The sequence below is a fragment of the Actinomyces naeslundii genome, assembly GCF_001956585.1.
GTDB classification, from domain to species: Bacteria; Actinomycetota; Actinomycetes; order Actinomycetales; family Actinomycetaceae; genus Actinomyces; species Actinomyces naeslundii.
In genome coordinates, this window is the sequence record NZ_MSRR01000019.1 from 71,770 (window position 1) to 91,822 (window position 20,053).

Sequence of the window (20,053 nt, forward strand, 5' to 3'; positions counted from 1 at the left end):
CCGTGCTCCTGACCGCGCTCCTGCCTCCGCTGCTCGCCGACGCCGACATCGCCCGCACCGTTCGCGCCGCCTCCTCCCGCTCGCGCTCCGACCGCAGCCTCGTGGTGGCACCGGGTGCCCGCCCCGCCGTCCTGGCCGCCATGACCCTGGGCGAGGAGGGCGTCCAACGGGTCGCCGGCGACGACGCCGAGGCGGCCGGCTCGGCCGCCGTCGGGCGGAAGGACACTGACGGTAGCTTCGCAGACGCCTCCGGCACGCCCCTGCTGGTCGTCACCGCCACCGGTCGCGAGGCCGAGGAGACCGCCCTGGCCCTGCGCAGCTACCTGCCGGCAGACGACGTCGCCGTCATGCCCGCCTGGGAGACCCTGCCCCACGAGCGCCTCTCACCGCGCGCCGACACCGTGGCCCAGCGCCTGTCCGTCCTGCGCCGTCTGGCCCACCCCGAGGAGGGCGGGGCGATCCGCGTCCTCGTCGTCCCCGTGCGCGCCCTGCTGGCGCCCGTCATCGCTGGGCTCGGCGAACTCGAGCCCGTCCAGCTGGCCCCCGGTCTGACCGTGGGCCTGGAGGAGACCGCCCGCCGTCTGGAGGCCGCCGCCTACACGCGCGTCGACATGGTCGAGTCCCGCGGCGAGTACGCCGTGCGCGGCGGCATCCTCGACGTCTTCCCGCCCTCCGAGCCGCGGCCGGTGCGCGTGGACTTCTTCGGTGACGAGATCGACGAGGTCTCCTCCTTCGCCGTCGCCGACCAGCGCACCATCGAGGCGCTGGGCGCCGTGACCGCCACCGCCTGCCGCGAGCTGGTCCTCACCGACACGGTCCGCGAGCGCGCCGCCGCCCTGGCCGACGCCGTCCCCGGCGCCGCCGACATGCTGGAGAAGATCAGCCAGGGCATCGCCGTCGAGGGCATGGAGTCCCTCGCCCCGGTGCTGGTCGACGCGATGGTCCCGCTGCTCGACCTCGTCGGCGACCGGCTCACGGTGCTGCTGGAGCCCGAGCGGGTGCGCAAGCGCGCCGAGGACCTCACGGCCACCACCACCGAGTTCCTCGCCGCGGCCTGGACCTCGGCGGCCTCCGGCGGCACGGTCCCCGTCGACCTGTCCGCCGCCGCCTTCGCCCACCTGGCCGAGGCCCGGGCCCTGGCCCTGTCCTCCAACCGCGGCTGGTGGTCCTTCACCGCCCTGGCCGCCGGCCCCGAGACCACCCGCCTGGACCTCAGCGACCCGCGCACCTACCGCGGCGAGCTCGAGCGGGCGGTGGCCGACCTGGGGCGGCTGGCCCGCCAGGGCTGGACCGTCGTCGTCGCGACCGACGGGCCCGGACCCGGCCGGCGCATGGCCCAGCTCCTGGGCGACGGCGACGTCCCCGCCCGCATCGTCGACCGGCTCTCGGAGGTCACCGAGCTCGGCCGCGACGGCGACTGGGCCCCCGCCCCGGTCGTCCCTGCCGATGAGACGGACGGTTCGGCCGGCGACACCGGACCCGACGGTGCCCCGATCACGGGCCCCGGCGACGGCGTCGTGCGCGTCACCCAGGCCAGTGCCGGCCACGGCTTCCTCGCCGAGGGACTGCGCCTGGCCCTCATCGCCGAGTCCGACCTCACCGGGCGGGCCTCGGCAGGCCCCCGCGAGCGCCGCAGCCTGCCTGCCCGCCGCGCCCGCCGCTCCGTGGACCCACTGTCCCTGCACGCCGGGGACCTCGTGGTCCACGCCCAGCACGGGGTGGGGCGCTTCATCGAGCTGAGCCGGCGCACCGTGGGCGGGGCCCGATCGTCGGCCACCCGCGAGTACCTCGTCATCGAGTACGCCCCCTCCAAGCGCGGCCAGCCCGGCGACCGCCTCCTGGTGCCTACCGACGCCCTGGACCAGGTCACCAAGTACGTCGGTGGCGACAGCCCCGCCCTGAGCAAGATGGGCGGCGCCGACTGGGCCAAGACCAAGTCCAAGGCCCGCAAGGCCGTGCGCGAGATCGCCGGAGAACTCGTGCGACTCTACGCAGCCCGCGCCGCCACCACCGGCCACGCCTTCAGCCCCGACACCCCCTGGCAGACCGAGCTGGAGGAGGCATTCCCCTACACCGAGACCCCCGACCAGCTCTCCACCATCGACGAGGTCAAGGCCGACATGGAGAAGGCCCAGCCGATGGACCGGCTCGTGTGCGGCGACGTCGGCTACGGCAAGACCGAGATCGCCGTGCGCGCCGCCTTCAAGGCCGTCCAGGACGGCAAGCAGGTGGCGGTCCTGGTGCCCACTACGCTGCTGGTGAGCCAGCACGCCGAGACCTTCACCGAGCGCTACGCCGGCTTCCCGGTGACCGTGGGGGCCCTGTCCCGCTTCCAGGATGCCGCCGAGTCCGCCAAGATCCTTGAGGGCCTGGAGAAGGGGAGCGTCGACGTCGTCGTCGGCACCCACCGCCTCATCACCGGCCAGGTGAGGTTCAAGGACCTCGGCCTGGTCATCATCGACGAGGAGCAGCGCTTCGGGGTGGAGCACAAGGAGACCCTCAAGGCGCTGCGCACCAACGTGGACGTCCTGTCGATGTCCGCCACCCCGATCCCGCGGACCCTGGAGATGGCGGTCACCGGTCTGCGCGAGATGTCCACCCTGGCGACCCCGCCCGAGGACCGTCACCCGATCCTGACCTACGTGGGCGCCTACGAGACCAAGCAGGTCTCCGCCGCGATCCGCCGCGAGCTGCTGCGCGAGGGGCAGGTGTTCTTCGTCCACAACCGGGTCGAGGACATCGATGCCACCGCCGCGCGCCTGGCCGAGCTGGTCCCCGAGGCGCGCGTGGCCACCGCCCACGGGCAGATGAACGAGCACCAGCTGGAGGCCGTCATCGACTCCTTCTGGCGCAAGGAGACAGACGTCCTCGTGTGCACCACGATCGTGGAGACCGGGCTGGACGTGTCCAACGCCAATACCCTCATCGTCGACCGCGCCGACCGCATGGGCCTGTCCCAGCTCCACCAGCTGCGCGGGCGCGTGGGGCGCGGCCGGGAGCGGGCCTACGCCTACTTCCTCTACCCCTCGGACAAGCCGCTGACCGAGACGGCCCTGGAGCGCCTGCGCACCATCGCCACCAACACCGATCTGGGGGCCGGGATGCAGGTGGCCATGAAGGACCTGGAGATCCGCGGCTCGGGCAACCTGCTCGGCGGCGAGCAGTCCGGGCACATCGCCGGGGTCGGCTTCGATCTGTACGTGCGCATGGTCTCCGAGGCCGTCTCCGCCTACAAGAAGGCCCTGGCCCGCTCCGGGAAGGCCGGTGCCGACGCCGTCGGCTTCGAGGAGGGCGACGACGAGGACGTCGAGCTGCGCATCGAGCTGCCCGTGGACGCCACCGTCCCCGAGGACTACATCCCCCACGAGCGCCTGCGCCTGGAGGCGTATACGAAGTTCGCGGCGGCGCGCTCGGGCGAGCAGGTCGACGACGTCCTGGAGGAGCTGGCCGACCGCTACGGGCCGGTGCCCGAGGCGACCGCCCGTCTGGCGGCGCTGGCGCGGCTGCGGGCCCTGGCCGCCCAGCTGGGGGTGCGCGAGATCGTCGCCCAGGGCAAGTCGGTGCGTTTCGCCCCGGTGGACCTGCCCGAGTCGGCGCGCATGAAGGTCACCCGCCTCTACCCGGGCACGGTCCTCAAGCCGGCCACGCGCACCATCGTGGTGCCCGCGCCGGGCACCAACCGCATGGGCGGGGCGGCGCTGTCCGGCGAGGAGGTCGTGCGGTGGGCCGAGGTGCTTCTGCACGCCGTCGTCGAGGGCGATGCCGCCTACGAGACCGAGGCCACCACCTACCGCAAACGCCGCTGACGGCCGGATCCTATTCGGTTCCCATCTACTGGACAGGGCGTTGACCCACCATGAGGTCGGATTTAGGTTAGCCATACTTAAAGTGCGATTGTGAAGGAGGTCGCAGATCTCCTCTGGTCGTGAGGCCATCCATGGGAAGGACCGCGATGAATACGTTCCCGCGTCTCGTCATCGGACGGCGGCGGCTCCTGGCTGCGACCCTGACCGGGGTTGTGTCTCTGGGCCTGGCCGCGTGCGGACGCTCCGGCGGCAGAGGCTCGGCCGGCTCCAGCGGCTCGGCGTCGTCGGGATCCCAGGGATGGCCCCGCACCGTCAAGACCGACGACGGCGACCTCGCCCTTTCCTCGAAGCCCCAGCGCATCGTGTCCACCTCCATAGCCCTGACCGGCTCGCTGCTGGCGGTGGGAGCTCCAGTGGTGGCCTCGGCCGTGACGGCTCCTAACACCGACGGCCTGAGTGACGATTCCGGCTTCTTCGTCCAGTGGTCTGATGCGGCTAAGAAGCAGAAGGTGGAGAAGCTCTACGAGATCAAGTCGGTCGACGTCACCAAGGTGGCCGGCTACGAGCCGGACCTCATCGTCGTGGCCAAGAGCGGTGGCGACTCGGCGGCCGATCAGGTCGAGCAGCTGCGTGACATCGCGCCGGTCCTGGTCGTCGACTACACCGGGCGCTCCTGGCAGGACGTCACCCGCACCATCGGTCAGGCCACAGGGAACGAGCAGCAGGCGGACACGGTGATCGCCGACTACGACGCGCACGTCTCTGCGACCAAGGAGGCCATCACTGTTCCCGAGGGGACGACATCGGCCTTCATCGTCTACGGCGGTGGTGGCGGCGGCGCCGCGGCCCTGACCGCGGAGTCTCCCCAGGTTCAGATCCTGACCTCTCTCGGGTTCACCATGGCCGACATCCCCGAGGAGGTGAAGGGCGATACCTCCAAGGGGCAGCGGCAGGACATCGTCAAGTTGTCCAACGAGAATGTCCAGACGGGGCTGCCTGGTGACAACTGGGTGATCGTCGCCGCAGACAGTGCCAGCCGCCAGAAGGTCGTCGACGACCCGACTTTCTCCACAGCGACCCAGGTGACCCACGGGCGGGTGGCCTACACCCCGGCCTCCACCTTCCGCCTCGACTACTACTCCGCCGTCATCATGCTCGACTCCCTCAAGGAGAGTTACAAGAAGGGCTGAGCGCCGGACGGAGCCTTGTGTCCGCTTCACTCTCTGGGCTGCCTTGATGTAGGTGCTGTGGCTGTGTGACGGTTGCTGGAACTGTTCAAGGTCAGGTGGCGGGGATTCATCTGGGGTGGACGTTCTCACCTGCGCTGGAATCCGTGAGGGGTGTGTTGAGGAGAGTTCAACACGTATCGACCCAAGTGGCCGGATGCGAGCAGGCGTCATGCAACCGGCACAAGATATCCGGGGTTCGGCGTCTCACTCCTATCAAGAGATGGCGTTATGGGCATGGGTACGAGTGGCGGTTGTGCGGGCTGCGTGCGTCGTCGGGAGCGGAACGGTAAGGTCAGGGGCCAGAAACGTTGTGACACCATGTCGCCCTCCGATGTCGTCCCCTCCAGGAGCAGACCGTGACCCGAAGCCTCCCCGCACGTACGCGCGTCCTCGCTGCCGGCGTTGCACTTCTTCTCACCGTCGGGGCGCTGGCGGGCTGCTCCGACCGCCCCGGCCAGGCGGCCGACATGACGTTCACCGGCCTGGACGGTGCCAGCCACTCCATCGTCGTGACCGAGAAGGACATCGACGTCGTGGCCAAGGACATGGAGCCCAAGCCCGGCCAGCAGACGGGGCAGCAGCGTCAGACCCCGACGCGGGTCGATATCGCGGGCGCCCTCATCGAGGCCCCCATCATCGAGGAGGTCGGCAAGGCCCACGGCATCACCATCACCGATGCGGAGATCGTGCAGCTGGCCAAGGAGCAGCTGGGCTTCGAACCGCGCCGGGCGAGCACGCTGACTTACCTGCGGGCGAACCTCCTGTTCAACCAGTTCCGTCAGCAGCAGGCCCAGGCTCAGGCCATTGTCGCTGACCTGAGCAAGCTCCGCGCCACGATGAGCGGCAACCGCTCGCCGCGCTACCCGGACAGCGCCCCGGCCTGGTGGACCCAGGAGGACCCCCGGCTCCAGTCCGCCAACAATCCTGCCGGTGGTGGTCAGCAGCAGGCTCCTCAACAGGGCGGCCAGCAACAGCCCCAGCAGCAGGGCGGCCAGCAGCAGGCCCCCCAGCAGGGTGGCGGCCAGCAACAGCCCCAGCAGCAGGCCCCGCAACAGGGCGGTCAGCAGCAGAACGGTCAGCAGCAGGCCCCTCAACAGCCCCAGCAGGGCGGGGCCGAGCAGCCGTCCGACTCCGGCCAGACCGAGAACGGCCAGACCGACGGCGGTGCCGGTGAGGGAGGCCAGGACACCGGCCAGGCCGAGGGGAACGGTCAGTAGACGGCTGCCGGAACCGATGGTCGCCGTCCAGTGTTTCTCGCCGGGCGTGAACACTGTGCATTCCTCAGGACCATGGCCCTCGTGGTGAGATGGCGGGCCCGCTAGGCTGGCCTTGCATTCAGCAGTCGTGCGCGAGTCGCGTGCCGACTCCGACGACCGCATCACGATTCCCCTCAGCAAGGAGCACCAAGTGGCCCTCATCGAGAACGTTCACGCCCGCGAGATCCTCGACTCCCGTGGCAACCCGACCCTCGAGGTCGAGATCCTCCTGGAGGACGGTGCCTCCGCTCGCGCCGCCGTCCCCTCGGGCGCCTCCACCGGTGCCTTCGAGGCCGTTGAGCTGCGCGACGGCGACAAGGGCCGCTACGGCGCCAAGGGTGTCGAGAAGGCCGTTGCCAATGTCAATGACGTCATCGCCCCCGAGATCATCGGCTTCGACGCCGCCGACCAGCGCGGCCTCGACCAGCTCATGATCGAGCTCGACGGCACTCCCAACAAGGGCAAGCTCGGCGCCAACGCCATCCTCGGTGTCTCCCTGGCCGCCGCCCAGGCCTCCGCCGAGTCTGCTGGCCTGGACCTGTTCCAGTACGTCGGCGGCCCCAACGCCCACGTCCTGCCCGTGCCCATGATGAACATCCTCAACGGTGGCTCCCACGCCGACTCCAACGTGGACATCCAGGAGTTCATGATCGCCCCCATCGGCGCCCCCACATTCCGTGAGGCCCTGCGCATGGGCGCCGAGGTCTACCACGCTCTCAAGGCGGTCGTGAAGGAGCGCGGTCTGTCCACCGGCCTGGGCGACGAGGGCGGCTTCGCCCCCAACCTCGACTCCAACCGCGAGGCCCTCGAGCTCATCGTCGAGGCCATCGAGAAGGCCGGCTACAAGCCCGGCAAGGACGTGGCCCTGGCCATGGACGTCGCCTCCTCCGAGTTCTTCGACGAGAAGACCAAGACCTACCAGTTCGAGGGCGAGGCCCAGGACACCGCCTCGATGGTCGAGTACTACAAGCAGCTCGTGAAGGACTTCCCGATCGTCTCCATCGAGGACCCGCTCTCCGAGGACGAGTGGGACGACTGGAAGCACCTCACCGAGCAGATCGGCGACAAGGTCCAGATCGTCGGCGACGACTTCTTCGTTACCAACCCTGAGCGCCTCGCCAAGGGCATCAAGCTCGGCGCCGCCAACGCCCTGCTGGTCAAGGTCAACCAGATCGGCTCCCTGACCGAGACCCTCGAGGCCGTCGAGATGGCCCACCGTGCCGGCTACAAGACGATGACCTCCCACCGCTCCGGCGAGACCGAGGACGTCACCATCGCCGACCTGGCCGTGGCCACCAACTCCGGTCAGATCAAGACCGGCGCCCCCGCCCGTGGCGAGCGCGTCAACAAGTACAACCAGCTCCTGCGCATCGAGGAGGCCCTCGGCGACGCCGCGGTCTACGCCGGCGCCGGCGCCTTCCCCCGCTTCCAGGCCTGAGCCTGAAGGCGACTTCCCGCCGTCGGGCGGCTGGCTGACACAGCGGCTCGACGACGGTGCACGCTCCCCGCTCCGGGGCGGACGGGTCCTCCTGTCCGCCCCGGAGCGTTTGTGACGGTGCAGGGGTGTCGGCGAAGGACCGGGGCGAATCCGGAGCGTGAGCAACGCGCCCGGTGAGGTGCGGCCTCGTGCGGCTCCCGGTGAGGCAGGATGCCGGTATGACTCCGCGCCGCCCCGCCTCCAGCCAGTCCGGGACGCGCCGCGTCTCCCGCGGTGCCCGCCCCCGTCAGGTTCCGGCCGAGCGGACGGCCTCCTCGTCCGGATCGGGATCGGCCGGCTCCGAGCCCGAGGGCCTGCCGACGACAGTGCCCGAGCGGGTCCTGCCGCCCCGGATCGTCACCCTGGCGGTCGTGGGCCTGCTGGCCTTCGTCGTCGTCTTCACCTCGCTGCGCGCCTACCTGTCCCAGCAGGCTCAGTACGACGCCGTCGTCGCCAAGATCAAGGAGGCCTCCGACACCTCCACCGCCTTGGAGGATGAGCTGGCCCAGTGGAAGGACGACACCTACGTGCGCGCCCAGGTGCGCGAGCGCCTCGGCTACGTCATGCCCGGCGACACCAGCTACGTCGTCGTCGGTGCCGACACCGTCAAGCAGCCCAGCGCCGGCGGCGAGGCCACCCAGGACTCCCAGGACGTCCCCTGGTACCAGGCGCTACGCGAGTCCTCGCAGGCCGCCGGCCAGAGCAGGAGCGGGACCGACGGCGCCTCGACGGACGGTTCCAAGACAGACCCGGGCGGTAAGGCCCTCAACCCCACCCAGAAGGGCCTGCCCACCGGCGCGCCCAGCCAGGCACCGTCGGAGCCGCCCAAGACCTCGCCGAGCCCGGTTCCCACCCCGCAGACGAAGGAGACCCCGTGAGCCCGATCCTCGAGCCTCAGGAGACCGAGCCGGCTGCTGAGCAAGCCAGTGAGCATGTCGGCGAGCATGTTGGTGAGCAAGGCGCTGAGCGGACGACGGAGTCTGTCACGCCCGCCGACCTCGAGGCCCTGGCGGACCAGCTGGGGCGGGTGCCGCGCGGCGTCGTCGCCATCGCCGCCCGCTGCGTGTGCGGGCGTCCGACCGTGGTGCGCACCGCACCGCGCCTTGACGACGGCACCCCCTTCCCGACCAGCTACTACCTCACCCACCCGGCCGCTGTGAAGGGCTGCTCCACCCTCGAGGCCGAGCACCTCATGGAGACCTTCAACGCCGACCTCGCCGCCGACGAGGAGCTGGCCGCCGCCTACGCCGCCGCCCATGCCGACTACCTGGCCCGGCGCGCCGAGCTCGGGCAGGTCCCCGAGATCGACGGCGTCTCCGCCGGCGGGATGCCCGTGCGCGTCAAGTGCCTCCATGCCCTGCTCGGGCACGCCCTGGCCACCGGCCCCGGCGTCAACCCGATCGGCGACAGCACCCTGGAGGTTCTGCGCGAGCGCGGACTGTGGGATCCTGAGCGCTGCTTCTGCTGACCGGTCAGGCGGCCCGCCCGGCCTGCCTCGGGCCTGACGGCTGTCCAGTCGGCCGTCGGCGTCCGCACTGCCCGTCCGGTCCTTGTTCGTCCCCACCCTCATCAGCCCGCCCCAGCCCAGGAGGCCCTCGTCATGACCCGCGTCGCCGCAATCGACTGCGGCACTAACACCATCCGCCTCCTCATTGCCGAGGCAGACCGAGATCAGTCGGGTCGCCCCCGCCTGGAGGTGCTGCGCCGCCGCAACGAGATCGTGCGCCTGGGACAGGGCGTGGACCGCACCGGCATGCTCGACCCCGAGGCCCTGGAGCGCACCCTGAGGGTCGTGGCCGCCTACGCCGCCGACTGCGATGAGCTGGGCGTGGCCCCCGGCGAGGCCGTCCGGCGTTTCGTGGCCACCTCCGCCACTCGCGACGCCAGCAACCGGGAGGACTTCGTGGCCGGCGTGCGCCGGCTGCTGGGGGTCGAGCCCGAGGTCGTCAGCGGTCAGGAGGAGGCTCGTCTGTCCTTCAGCGGCTCGCTCCTAGGAGCCCGCGGGGCAGAGGGCGCAGAAGTACAGGGACGGGCCGGGCGAGTGCCTGCGCCGCGTCTCGTCGTCGACCTCGGGGGCGGCTCCACCGAGCTGGTCCTGGGGATGGACGAGCCCCGCGCCGCCATCAGCCTGGACACCGGCAGCGTGCGCATCACTGAGCGGTTCCTGTCGAGCGGCGTCACCGTGGGGGCCGAGGCGGCCGCGCGTGCCGAGGTCCGCGGTCTCCTGGACGATGCCGAACGGGTCGTCGACCTGTCCGCCCCCGGCCGGCTGGTGGGGCTGGCCGGCACCATCACCACCGTCACCGCCCACGCCCTGGGCCTCCAGGACTTCGATCCGCAGGCCCTGAACGGCGCCGAGCTGAGCCCCGACGCCGTCCTGGCGTCCTGCGAGGCAATCATCCACTCCACCGCCGAGCAACGCGCCTCCTGGGGCTACCTCGCCCCCGGGCGCCGCGACGTCATCGCCGCCGGAGCCCTCGTGTGGAGCGAGGTCGTCACCCGAGTGGTGGAGCGGACCGCCGCTGCCGGGCGCCCGCTGGAGCGAGTCACCACCAGCCTCTATGACATCCTCGACGGTATCGCCCTGTCGCTTGTGCCTGCACAGGCAGGTCCGGAAGGAGACGAGGTGTGAGAGCGTCGTCGCTGACCTGGGGCGGATGCACCATTCCCGGCGACGGGGGAGTGCCCGCCGTGGCCGTCTCCCTGACCGGTCCGACCGCCGCCCATGCCCGGGCCCAGGCCCGCCATGGCATCGATGCCGGCGCCGACGTTCTCGAGCTGCGCGTCGACCTGCTCGAGGAGGTCGACGCCCTCGTCGCCTTCACCGAGGCCCTCGGTGAGGAGCCGTCTACCACCGATTCGATGGTCGTGACCACTGCGGCCGCCCAGGTCCTGGAGTGCCTGCGCCGTATGGCCGACGTCGTTGACGCCACTCCCTTGCTGCTCACGTGCCGTACCGCTGCCGAGGGCGGCCGGGCCCGCCTGGACGACTCCGGCTACGGCGCCCTCCTGTGCTCCGTCCTCGACGAGCTGGCCGGCTGGGAGCCCGGGCGCCGCCCGAGCGCCATCGACGTCGAGGTCCAGCGCGGCTGCCTGCCGCAGGTCTCCGAGCAGGCCCACGGGCTGGGGATCGACGTCGTCGCCTCCTTCCACGACTTCAAGACCACCCCCGCCGACGACGTCCTCGAGGACGTTCTGTCTCGCATGGCCTCCGAGGGCGCGGACCTGGCCAAGATCGCCGTGTGGCCCACCGGTGCGGACGACGTCGCCCGCCTCCTGGGCGTGTGCGCGCGGGCCACGGCGGCCCCGGGGAAGGGAACGGGCCTGGGCCTGCCTGTGGCCGCCATGTCCATGGGGGCGCTCGGCGCGGTCAGCCGTGTGGCCCCGGTCTTCGGGTCAGCGCTGACCTTCGCCGTCGTCCCTGACGAGCAGGGGGAGACCCAGGCCTCTGCCCCCGGTCAGCTGCCGATCCAGGACGTGCGCCGCTGCCTGGAGCTGCTGCGAGCCTGACTCGTCCTCCTGGCGATCTTGCGCAGGTGTCTCACAGGCCTTCCTCCCAGGCCAGGATCGTGCGGGCCATGAGACCGGTGTTGCCGGTCTGGCAGTGACTCGCCGCGCTCTCGGCCCTGGTGAAGGTGCGGGTGGTCACCGAGCGGGCGGCGGTGAGGCGCTCGGCCTGACGAATCATCTGGTGGTGCGGCACGAACTCGTCCTCGGCACCCTGCATGAGCAGCACGTCCCCGGCGACCCTGGGGGAGACGCCGGCCGTGGAGAAGGTGGCCGCAGCGCGTAGGAACTCAGCGGGCGAGTGCGTCCCCGTGACGTGCATGCCCTGCCACATGCCCCACCAGGTCACCGGGCTGCGACGGGCCTGCTCGGTCAGTACCCGATTGAGAACCTTCGTGGGAGTCCGGGTGATGAGCGGCTCGAGGTGTGCGAGAGACCGCCCGGCACCGCGCGCCAGAGCCGGCGGAAGCGCCTGGGAGACGAGGACCTCCAGGAAGTCGTCGAGCACGTCGAAGGCGACGACGCGCCTGACTCGCGGCTCGCCGGCGGCGGCGTGCATGACGAGCCCGCCTCCCAGGGACATGCCGACGAGTGTGGTCTCCTCGATGTCGAAGTGGTCCAGGACCGCCGAGACCGGCGCTGCCCAGTCGGTGCGCATGGTGAGCCTCTGGCCCGTCCTGAGTCCGGGCGACGTACCTGCCTCCAGATCGGCCTCCAGAGTGCCGCCCTGGCCAGGGCCCTCGAAGGCGATGACTCTCCGTCCGCGCTTCGCCACAGCGGCCAGGACAGGGAAGGTCTCCTCGATATAGGAGTCGAAGCCGCCGAGGACGACCCACGTACTTCGTGGAGGCTGTGCGGCGTCGGGGTCCGTCAGCTCATAGGCGGGCAGGAACCCGCCCTCGAAGGGGATGAGCTCGGGCTCCAGCGCGAAGCAGCGTCGCAGAGAGGAGACGAACCTCCGACGAGTCGGTGCCTTGAGCGGGTTACCGGGTTGCATGAAGAACTCCGCCCCGCGGGCGAAGAAGGCCGCCTCCAGGTCGTGCTCCTGATCCCGGACCCGATCGGCGAGGTCCAGGTAGGTCCGCACCCAGTCGGCGATCCGGGTGGTGCGCGGCACCACCGGCAGGAAGTCGGCGACCGCCCGCTCAGTGACGAGCCACCGGTTGGCCTGCAGGTTGAGGAAGCGGTTGCTGCTCAGGCGACGGAAGCCGATAGCAGGTGCATCCAGGTCGAGTGCGTACGTGACGTCCATGAGGGCCCCTTGATCCATAAAAGCAAGAAAATTGCGTTTAGGACTGTAGTGTGCGATCCGTCGTCGACGCAAGCCGCTGTCCTAGGCTGATGTCATGGAGCCGAGCAGCAGTGAAGAGCCGGGGAAGGGTGGCCCGGCCGGTGCCGTGAGCTCCGTGGGCACCGTGCGATTGCGCCCCGGCGGCCGTTCCAGGCGCGTGCGCCGAGCGGTGCTGGACGCCGTTGTTGAGCTGCTGGAGGAGGGCGGTGCCCGGGCGGTCACCATCGCCGAGGTCGCCAAGCGCTCCGGGGTCAACGCCTCCTCGATCTACCGCCGCTGGCGCGGCGTCGATGCCCTCATCCTCGACGCCGCCCAGGACCTGAGCCTGGACGCCATCGAGGTGGCCGACACCGGCTCCCTCGAGGACGACCTGTGCGTCACGGCGGTGTCGGTAGCTGCCTTCCTGCGCACGGACCTCGGGATCGCCATGGCCCGTGCCCTCATTGACGCGCCCCCGGAGGTCCTGGAGCGCATCGGCGACTGGCCGCAGTTCTGGGCCACCCGCCTCCGGCGCTTCGAGCCGGTCTTCACCCGCGCCGCCGCGCGTGGGGAGGTGGCGGCCGACGTCGACCAGTCCGTCATCGCCTCCATTAGCGAGATGATCGCCGCGCAGACCTACTTCCTCACCCTCTTCCGGCGCGAGGAGGTCGACGATCCCGCCGCCCGACTCATCGTCCGCCGCGCGCTCGCGGCCGCTGGGCTGTAGGTCCGGCCCCCGCGGGACCGCCCGATATGGACGCATGCGGTGATGGATCTTGAGTCTGGCAGCGCCCAGGCTCTTGCCAAGGCCTCAACCGGTACGGCTGATCCCGCTCCCGCCTTATGGTCCTCATTGCGACGGAGTACCACATGTGATTCGACAGTCTAGCTGCAGGCCTGCGGCTCACGCGTTCGTAGGGTAGGTCGAGCCTTCGAGGGGAGAGAGGGCGCCGCGCGACCTAAGGCGCGACCGCGCGAACCGGTCCGGTCTTGCTGGGGCTCGTTGCGTGTGCCTGGCCCATCAGCCCCTTCAGGTGAGGCGCCCCACCGGCACCTGGCTGTTCGCGGGGTGCGCCCATGCCGTAGTCTTGCCCACGTTGCCCCGGCGAGGGACGTGCCTTGAGAAGGTGCGCATCCGTGATCGACGTGGTGGTACCTGGCGGTACTGCGCGTCGTCGCGCCCAGCCGGACCACCATCAGCCGCGGGGCACCGGGCCCCGCCTCATCCGCAAGGAGAGCCTCATGGCCAACAACGCCATCACCCTCAAGGCCCAGGACCGTACCGAGTTCGGCAAGGGCTCGGCCCGCCAGGCCCGCCGCGCCGGCCAGGTCCCCGTCGTCGTCTACGGACACGGCACCGAGCCCCGCCACCTCCTGCTCGAGGAGCACGCCACCCGCCTGGCCCTGCGCAACAACGACAACGCCCTGGTTGAGCTGGACATCGACGGCGGCGAGACCCTCCTGGCCCTGGCCAAGGACGTGCAGCGCCACCCCATCCGTCCCGGCGTGCAGCACGTCGACTTCCTCCTGGTGAACCGCAACGAGCGCGTCGACGTCGAGGTTCCGGTCACTGTCATCGGCACTGCCGCCCCCGGCACCATGCACATGATCGAGGCCGTCACTGTCATGGTCTCCGCCCCGGCCGTCTCCGTGCCCGAGGCCATTGAGGTCGACATCACCGGTGTGGCTGCCGGCACCGTCCTCACCATCGCCGACATCACCCTGCCCGAGGGCGTCGAGGCCGTCTCCGACGCCGAGACCGCCGTGGTCAACGTGGCCAACGAGCACGCCGTCGCCTCCGAGGTTCCTGAGGTCGTTCCCGCTGAGGGCGACGACGCCGAGGCCGCGGCCGAGTGAATCACGCGTGACTTACATGTTCAGCCCTGACGACGTGCCGGCCGGCATCTTCAGTGCATCCTGCGCCATCTGTGTCCGGTCCGTTCGGGGACAGGCCGCATGAGTGAGGCCTGGCTCGTCGTCGGGCTGGGGAACCCCGGGACCCGGTACGCCCGCAACCGCCACAACGTCGGCTACATGGTGCTCGACGTCCTGGCCGAGCGCACCGGGTCCCGGTTCTCCAACCACAAGAAGGCTCGTGCCCGCGTGGCCGAGGGGCGGCTGGGCATGATGTCCGGCGGCGCCCCCGGCCCCCGCGTCATCCTGGCCGAGCCCTCGGTGCTCATGAACCTCTCCGGTGGCCCCGTGTCCGGGCTCGTCTCCTACTACGGCATCGACCCCACCGCACGTCTGCTCGTCATCCACGACGAGCTCGACCTGCCCGCCCACGAGCTGCGCCTCAAGCGCGGAGGCGGCGAGGGGGGCCACAACGGCTTGCGATCCATCAGCAAGTCCGTCTCCACCAAGGACTATGCGCGGTTGCGTGTGGGCATCGGCCGCCCACCGGGCCGCCAGGACCCCTCCGACTTCGTCCTGTCCGACTTCCCCGGCCGTGATCGCGCAGACCTCGGCGTCACCCTGGAGCAGGCCGCCGACGCCGTCGAGCAGGTCGTCACGCTCGGCTTCGACGCCGCCCAGCAGCGACTCCACGCGCCCCGCTGACCGAGGGGCGCTCCGTCGTCGGCTGCCCTCGATGAGGGCCGGGCTCAGGCCATGAGGCCGGTCTCGTAGGCGACGACGACGGCCTGGACCCGATCGCGCACGTCCAGCTTGGCCAGCACATTGCCCACATGCGTCTTGACGGTGGTGGCCGAGACAACGAGGTGCTCGGCGATCTCCGCATTCGACATGCCCTGGCTCATGAGCACCAGGATCTCCTTCTCACGCGGAGTCAGCGAGTCGATGCGCGGATCCGAGGCCTGGGCCGGCGTCCCCGAGTTGGGTAGCGAGGAGGCGAACATCTCCAGCATCCGCTGGGTGATGCGCGGTGAGACGACCGCCTCCCCGGAGGCCACCGTGCGGATCGCCTCGGCGAGCTCGGCGGGCCGGGTGTCCTTGAGCAGGAAGCCGGAGGCCCCGGCGCGCAGCCCGGCGAAGGCGTACTCGTCCAGGTCGAAGGTGGTCAGAATGAGCACGCGCGTGCCCGGGCACTCGCGGGCGATGCGCTCGGTGGCCTCAATGCCGTTCATACCTGGCATGCGCACGTCCATGAGGATGACATCGGGGTGCAGGGCCTTGGCCTGGGCCAGGGCGGAGGTTCCATCGGAGGCCTCACCGACGACGGCGATGTCCTCCTCGGCCTCCAGCACCATGCGAAAGCCCATGCGCATGAGGGCCTGGTCGTCGGCGAGCACGACGCTGATGGTGCCGCTGACCTCACCGGGCCGTTCGGCCCCACCGGGCTGGAGGGGCTCGCCGTTACTCACAGGGGCATCTGCCATGAGGAAGTCCCTTCGTCATGCTCGTCCCAGCGCAGGACCGCTCGGACTCGCCAGCCCGTGGGTGTCGGGCCGGCCTGTACGGTCCCACCATAGACCGATGCGCGCTCCCGCATGCCGATGAGACCTTTGCCAGATCCGTGCATCGGACGTGTGCCGGGGGCGGCCTCGTTGTCCACGGTCAGGATCACGGTGCCGATGTGCCGCTCGACGTCGACCTTGACGGCCGGCGTCGTCGGGGCGTAGCGCAGCACGTTGGTCAGCGCCTCCTGGGCGATGCGGAACACCGTGAGCTGGAGGGACTTGTCCTCGGGGAGAGCGGTGCCCACCCACCGGTAGCTGACGGGCACGCCCGCCGCCTCGAAACGCCTGACCAGCTCGGTGATATCAGCCTGTTCAGGGGCCGGAGCCAGGGGCAGGTCTCCCTGGGACCGGTCGTCTCCGCCGTCGGTGGCCTGCTGACGCAGGCTGGCGATGGGGGCACTGGGCTCGACCGGTGTGACCGTTCCCAAGGGAGCAAACTCGGGTACCGGCACGTCGCGGACCTCGTGGCTGTGCGCCGAGGACGCCGAGGCCGTTGAGGGCGCTGGCGGTTCCGGGGACTGTGAGGATGTTGCGGGTTCCGGGTCTGTTGAGCCGATCAGGTCGGTGGTGGGGCCGTCGGCGACCGACGGGTCCTCCCGCAGGACCCCCACCAGGCGGCGGGTATCGGCCAGTGCGCTGCGTCCGGCCTCGGCCAGGGTCTCCATGGCCTGCTTGGCGACGGCCGGGTTCCGCTCCACGGTGGCGGCGGCGCCGTCGGCCATGGTGATCATGACGGCCAGGGAGTGGGCGACGACGTCGTGCATCTCCCGGGCGATGCGGCTGCGCTCCTCGGCCGCCGCCAGCAGCGCGGTCTGCTCACTGGCCAGAGCCATCCTGGCTGAGCGGGCCTTGAGGGCCTCGAGACGCAGACGAGTATTGCGGGCGTTGAAACCCACCAGGACACCGATAGCGGTGATGAGGCTCGCAATGAGGATGTTCTTGACGAGCACGAAGAGGGGGTAGGAGGTGATGAAGTAGGTGTCAGTGGTGGAGACGACCACGTTGATCGCCCATGCCGCCCAGGTGGTGGAGGCTCGACGGTGAGAGGCGAGGGTACCCAGGCAGATCGGCATGGCCAGGAGGGGGATCAAGGCGATACCGAATGACATGGAGCCACGCTGCTGGTCAGTGAGGTGATAGACGTGCACCTGCATGAAGAGGTAGATCTCAGGGATTACCAGCAGAATGGCCCACACCCATATGGGATAACGTCGTCGCAGCGCGAGTGCGACTCCACCAATCGCCAGTGTGGACAGTGTTATCGGCAGATGCAGAGTGACGTCGTGGTCGGCGTCCGGCCCTACGGTGGCCAAGAGGATCATCAACAGGTTCAGCAGAACGATCCCGACAGCGATGAGCGTATCGGCGATTGCGGGAGAACGGTGGTACCACTGCTCGATGGTGCGCCACATGCTTCGGGGCCTGGGCGCTGGGTGGAGACCTGGGTCGATGTCAGCGGACAAGTCAGTGGCGGGATGGCCTGGCTGAAGGTTGGGCAGCTGGCTGGGCATAGGTCTCAGTGTGTCATTCCACGGGGTTGTGATCGACGACGACTTGAGTGGCTGCGTTGACCCGGGCCGCTGGGAGCGGGGCCTGTGTGCGTCGTCGGGGGAGAGGGGCTGGCGCTGGGGCGTGGTCGCCGTCGGCAGGGAACGGACCATGGCCCGCAGGAGGGCCGGGTTGCTCAGGACCGAGCGGAGCGACTCCCTCGCCTCGGGAGAACCGGAGTTCTCCCGAGGCGAGATGGGTGAAGGGGCTGAGGGAGGAGGCGTGGGGACTGACATGGGTCAAGACCTCCGGATGACAGGACGGTTCGCCGACTCAGGCGTCGCGCCGGGAGAAGACGACCCAGGCGGCGATGAGCGGGACGAGCGCCCAGGCGACGAAGACCGCGATGGCCTGGCCGTGGCTGAGGAACTGGACGCCATCCCCTCCCCACTGGGTCGCGTTCTGGAACGGGTCTGAGACGGCCGAGGAGACGGTGCTGGGCAGGCAGCCGATGACCTTGTTGATCCACTCCCACTTGCTGGCTGCGAGCTGGAGGGGGACGGCGACGACGAACAGGAGGGAGACGATGACGGTGATGGCGCCGGCGGTTGAGCGCAGCAGGAAGCCGATGCCCAGGGTCATGAGGGCGATGACGGCGTAGGCCAGTCCCGAGCCCCAGATGTAGCCGGCGTAGTGGGCGTCGGTGAGGGATCCAGCGTGCTCGCCGAGGAAGGGCTTGGAGATCGCCCAGGACAGGAAGACGGACACGGATCCCAGGATGAAGGAGACGACGGCCAGGACCACGGCCTTGGACAGTAGGAGTCGTCCGCGTTTGGGGACGGCGGCCAGGGAGGAGCGGATTTGTCCGGAGGAGTACTCGCCGGTGATGATGAGGGCTCCCAGGACCGCGACGACGATCTGCCCGAAGTTCAGACCTGCGGTGATGGATTCCTTGGCCGTGTCCTGGTACTGCTCGGACTGTCCGAAAGCGGCGGCGAGGCCGGCGCCGAACAGGACGGTCAGTGCGATGGCGATGAAGGACGTGATCCAGGTTGAGCGCAGGGTCCAGAGCTTGATCCACTCCGCGCGTACGGAGCGCAGGATGGTCTGGCGGCCCTGGATGTGCACGCCGGTGCGGCGGGGGAAGACGTTACTCGCAGCGTTGGCGGTGGTCTTCGCGGGTGCTTGGAAGACGGGGGTGGTGGGGGCGTTGGCAGTCATGGCAGGACTTTCTGTGCAAGAGGACTGGTGCAGCTGATGTGCGGAGGTGGTGACGTGCGAATGCGGGCCTGCTAGGCCGCCCGGTTCTGGGACTGGGGCACGTCCTGGTGGGCGGGATCGGTGCGGTACTCGACGGAGTCGCTGGTCAGGTTCAGGTAGGCCTCTTCGAGGCTGGCGTGGATGGTGGTGAGCTCGTGCAGGACGATGCCGCCCTGGGCGGCGAGCTCGCCGATGGCGGCGGCGGTGGCGTCGGTGGTCTCCAGGACGCTGGGGGCCACGGGACGAGCGGCCAGGTTGCGGGCGGCCATGAGCTCGGCGAGCCGGGTGGCCTGCGGCGAGGCCACGCGCACGCGGTCGGTGGTGGCCGAGGCGATGACGTCGTCGACCCGGCCGGTCGACAGGATGCGACCGCGACCGATGACCAGGAGCTGGTCGGCGGTCTGGGCCATCTCGCTCATGAGGTGGGAGGAGATGAAGACGGTGCGGCCCTCGCCGGCCAGGCGGCGGCAGGTCTCTCGCACCCACTTGACGCCCTCGGGATCCAGGCCGTTGACGGGCTCGTCGAACAGAAGCACGCCGGGGTCGCCCAGGAGAGCGGCGGCGATGCCCAGGCGCTGTCCCATGCCCAGGGAGAAGCCCTTGACGCGCTTCTTGGCCACCGAGGTCAGACCGGTGATCTCCAGGACCTCGTCGACCCGCTTGGTGGGGATGCCGTTGGAGGCGGCCAGCTGACGCAGGTGGCTGCGGGCGCTGCGCGATCCGTGCAGGCCCTTGGCGTCCAGCAGGGCGCCCACCTCGCACAGGGGAGCGGACAGCTCCCGGTAGGGGTGCCCGTTGACGGTGACCGTGCCACTGGTGGGCTTGTCCAGGCCCATGATCATGCGCATCGTGGTGGATTTGCCGGCCCCGTTGGGGCCCAGGAAGCCGGTCACGGTGCCGGGCTTGACGGTGAAGGAGATGTTGTCGACCGCGGTCTTGTGACCGTAGCGCTTGGTGAGATTGACTGCCTCGATCATGATGTTCCTTCTTCGACGTAGGCCTCGGATGAGGTGGAGGCTGGCTTGCCTGGTTTTCCAGGGGCCAACCGGATGGCTCCAGCCTAGAAAGGCGCCGTCATCGGCGAATCGGCCGGGGTGACGAACCTGGGACTATCCGGGGCCAAGCCGCCAGGGGGAGGCGGATCGTCCTGGAGGATGAGAACCGATTGATCGGGGTGTCCGGGCGGACCGGAGAAAACCGCTGGAGGAAGGCGCCGGCGTGTGGCGAATGGATGGGTACCTCTCCCCTGAGCGCTACGTCGTCAGGGAAAAGGGTTCCCTTCGGCGCACCGGGAGTGCGCATAATTGGGTCCAGTCTCCGGTAACGGCCCTCCACGGCCGG

At 70.0% G+C, this 20,053-nt stretch carries 16 protein-coding genes; 11 read left to right on the plus strand and 5 right to left on the minus strand.

Annotated elements, in window-relative coordinates:
* Positions 1 to 2: 2 nt before the first annotated feature.
* The 8 genes from mfd to BKH33_RS09525 all read left to right on the plus strand — a co-directional run bounded on the left by mfd (position 3) and on the right by BKH33_RS09525 (position 11,278).
* Positions 3 to 3,806: a transcription-repair coupling factor gene (gene mfd, locus BKH33_RS09490; protein ID WP_076076263.1), complete on the plus strand. Its 3,804-nt coding sequence runs from the start codon at positions 3 to 5 to the stop codon at positions 3,804 to 3,806.
* Positions 3,807 to 3,952: 146 nt separating this feature from the next.
* On the plus strand, positions 3,953 to 4,996 hold the full coding sequence (fepB, locus tag BKH33_RS09495; protein ID WP_003784178.1) for a Fe2+-enterobactin ABC transporter substrate-binding protein: 1,044 nt from the start codon (positions 3,953 to 3,955) through the stop codon (positions 4,994 to 4,996).
* Positions 4,997 to 5,391: 395 nt separating this feature from the next.
* Positions 5,392 to 6,252, plus strand: coding sequence for a hypothetical protein (locus tag BKH33_RS09500; RefSeq protein WP_003784198.1), 861 nt, complete (start codon positions 5,392 to 5,394; stop codon positions 6,250 to 6,252).
* 190 nt (positions 6,253 to 6,442) lie between these two features.
* Positions 6,443 to 7,729, plus strand: a complete 1,287-nt coding sequence (eno, locus tag BKH33_RS09505; RefSeq protein ID WP_003784166.1) for a phosphopyruvate hydratase — start codon at positions 6,443 to 6,445, stop codon at positions 7,727 to 7,729.
* 218 nt (positions 7,730 to 7,947) lie between these two features.
* Entirely contained in the window at positions 7,948 to 8,646 is a 699-nt protein-coding gene (locus BKH33_RS09510) for a septum formation initiator family protein (protein ID WP_043539581.1), read from the plus strand.
* Between the two features lie 128 nt (positions 8,647 to 8,774).
* On the plus strand, positions 8,775 to 9,236 hold the full coding sequence (locus BKH33_RS09515) for a DUF501 domain-containing protein (protein ID WP_050998535.1): 462 nt from the start codon (positions 8,775 to 8,777) through the stop codon (positions 9,234 to 9,236).
* A 132-nt stretch (positions 9,237 to 9,368) separates the two neighbouring features.
* Positions 9,369 to 10,400, plus strand: coding sequence for a Ppx/GppA phosphatase family protein (locus BKH33_RS09520; protein WP_003784193.1), 1,032 nt, complete (start codon positions 9,369 to 9,371; stop codon positions 10,398 to 10,400).
* Positions 10,397 to 11,278, plus strand: coding sequence for a type I 3-dehydroquinate dehydratase (locus BKH33_RS09525; protein ID WP_003784174.1), 882 nt, complete (start codon positions 10,397 to 10,399; stop codon positions 11,276 to 11,278). Before BKH33_RS09520 ends, BKH33_RS09525 begins: the two co-directional genes overlap by 4 nt.
* Positions 11,279 to 11,309: 31 nt before the next feature.
* On the opposite strand, the gene BKH33_RS09530 is transcribed toward BKH33_RS09525, so the two are convergent.
* A complete protein-coding gene (locus tag BKH33_RS09530) occupies positions 11,310 to 12,527 on the minus strand; it encodes an alpha/beta fold hydrolase (protein WP_003784187.1) in 1,218 nt (405 codons plus the stop codon).
* Positions 12,528 to 12,621: 94 nt separating this feature from the next.
* On the opposite strand from BKH33_RS09530, the gene BKH33_RS09535 reads away from it, so the two are divergent.
* The 3 genes from BKH33_RS09535 to pth all read left to right on the plus strand — a co-directional run bounded on the left by BKH33_RS09535 (position 12,622) and on the right by pth (position 15,104).
* Positions 12,622 to 13,272 carry a TetR/AcrR family transcriptional regulator gene (locus BKH33_RS09535; RefSeq protein WP_076070443.1) on the plus strand — a complete coding sequence of 217 codons (651 nt, stop codon included), beginning with the start codon at positions 12,622 to 12,624 and terminating at the stop codon, positions 13,270 to 13,272.
* Between the two features lie 515 nt (positions 13,273 to 13,787).
* Positions 13,788 to 14,402, plus strand: coding sequence for a 50S ribosomal protein L25/general stress protein Ctc (locus tag BKH33_RS09540; protein ID WP_043539584.1), 615 nt, complete (start codon positions 13,788 to 13,790; stop codon positions 14,400 to 14,402).
* 99 nt (positions 14,403 to 14,501) lie between these two features.
* Positions 14,502 to 15,104, plus strand: coding sequence for an aminoacyl-tRNA hydrolase (pth, locus tag BKH33_RS09545; RefSeq protein WP_003784190.1), 603 nt, complete (start codon positions 14,502 to 14,504; stop codon positions 15,102 to 15,104).
* Positions 15,105 to 15,148: 44 nt separating this feature from the next.
* Here pth and BKH33_RS09550 read toward each other — a convergent pair whose 3' ends face one another.
* The 4 genes from BKH33_RS09550 to BKH33_RS09565 all read right to left on the minus strand — a co-directional run bounded on the left by BKH33_RS09550 (position 15,149) and on the right by BKH33_RS09565 (position 19,689).
* On the minus strand, positions 15,149 to 15,883 hold the full coding sequence (locus BKH33_RS09550) for a response regulator (protein ID WP_043539579.1): 735 nt from the start codon (positions 15,881 to 15,883) through the stop codon (positions 15,149 to 15,151).
* Positions 15,865 to 17,376: a sensor histidine kinase gene (locus BKH33_RS09555; RefSeq protein WP_003784192.1), complete on the minus strand. Its 1,512-nt coding sequence runs from the start codon at positions 17,374 to 17,376 to the stop codon at positions 15,865 to 15,867. The genes BKH33_RS09550 and BKH33_RS09555 overlap by 19 nt, the downstream gene beginning before the upstream one ends.
* A gap of 409 nt (positions 17,377 to 17,785) precedes the next feature.
* Complete coding sequence (locus BKH33_RS09560) at positions 17,786 to 18,673, minus strand: ABC transporter permease subunit (RefSeq protein ID WP_076070437.1); 888 nt, start codon at positions 18,671 to 18,673, stop codon at positions 17,786 to 17,788.
* Between the two features lie 71 nt (positions 18,674 to 18,744).
* On the minus strand, positions 18,745 to 19,689 hold the full coding sequence (locus BKH33_RS09565) for an ABC transporter ATP-binding protein (RefSeq protein WP_076070435.1): 945 nt from the start codon (positions 19,687 to 19,689) through the stop codon (positions 18,745 to 18,747).
* Positions 19,690 to 20,053 lie beyond the last annotated feature (364 nt).

What these genes read in the sequence shown, in the direction of transcription:
- BKH33_RS09520 (WP_003784193.1), top strand. Translation starts at nt 9,369, where the DNA reads ATGACCCGCGTCGCCGCAATCGACTGCGGCACTAACACCATCCGCCTC.
- BKH33_RS09550 (WP_043539579.1), bottom strand. Translation starts at nt 15,883, where the DNA reads ATGGCAGATGCCCCTGTGAGTAACGGCGAGCCCCTCCAGCCCGGTGGG.
- fepB (WP_003784178.1), top strand. Translation starts at nt 3,953, where the DNA reads ATGAATACGTTCCCGCGTCTCGTCATCGGACGGCGGCGGCTCCTGGCT.
- BKH33_RS09540 (WP_043539584.1), top strand. Translation starts at nt 13,788, where the DNA reads ATGGCCAACAACGCCATCACCCTCAAGGCCCAGGACCGTACCGAGTTC.
- BKH33_RS09510 (WP_043539581.1), top strand. Translation starts at nt 7,948, where the DNA reads ATGACTCCGCGCCGCCCCGCCTCCAGCCAGTCCGGGACGCGCCGCGTC.
- pth (WP_003784190.1), top strand. Translation starts at nt 14,502, where the DNA reads ATGAGTGAGGCCTGGCTCGTCGTCGGGCTGGGGAACCCCGGGACCCGG.
- BKH33_RS09555 (WP_003784192.1), bottom strand. Translation starts at nt 17,376, where the DNA reads ATGTGGCGCACCATCGAGCAGTGGTACCACCGTTCTCCCGCAATCGCC.
- BKH33_RS09565 (WP_076070435.1), bottom strand. Translation starts at nt 19,689, where the DNA reads ATGATCGAGGCAGTCAATCTCACCAAGCGCTACGGTCACAAGACCGCG.
- BKH33_RS09530 (WP_003784187.1), bottom strand. Translation starts at nt 12,527, where the DNA reads ATGGACGTCACGTACGCACTCGACCTGGATGCACCTGCTATCGGCTTC.
- BKH33_RS09560 (WP_076070437.1), bottom strand. Translation starts at nt 18,673, where the DNA reads ATGACTGCCAACGCCCCCACCACCCCCGTCTTCCAAGCACCCGCGAAG.
- BKH33_RS09535 (WP_076070443.1), top strand. Translation starts at nt 12,622, where the DNA reads ATGGAGCCGAGCAGCAGTGAAGAGCCGGGGAAGGGTGGCCCGGCCGGT.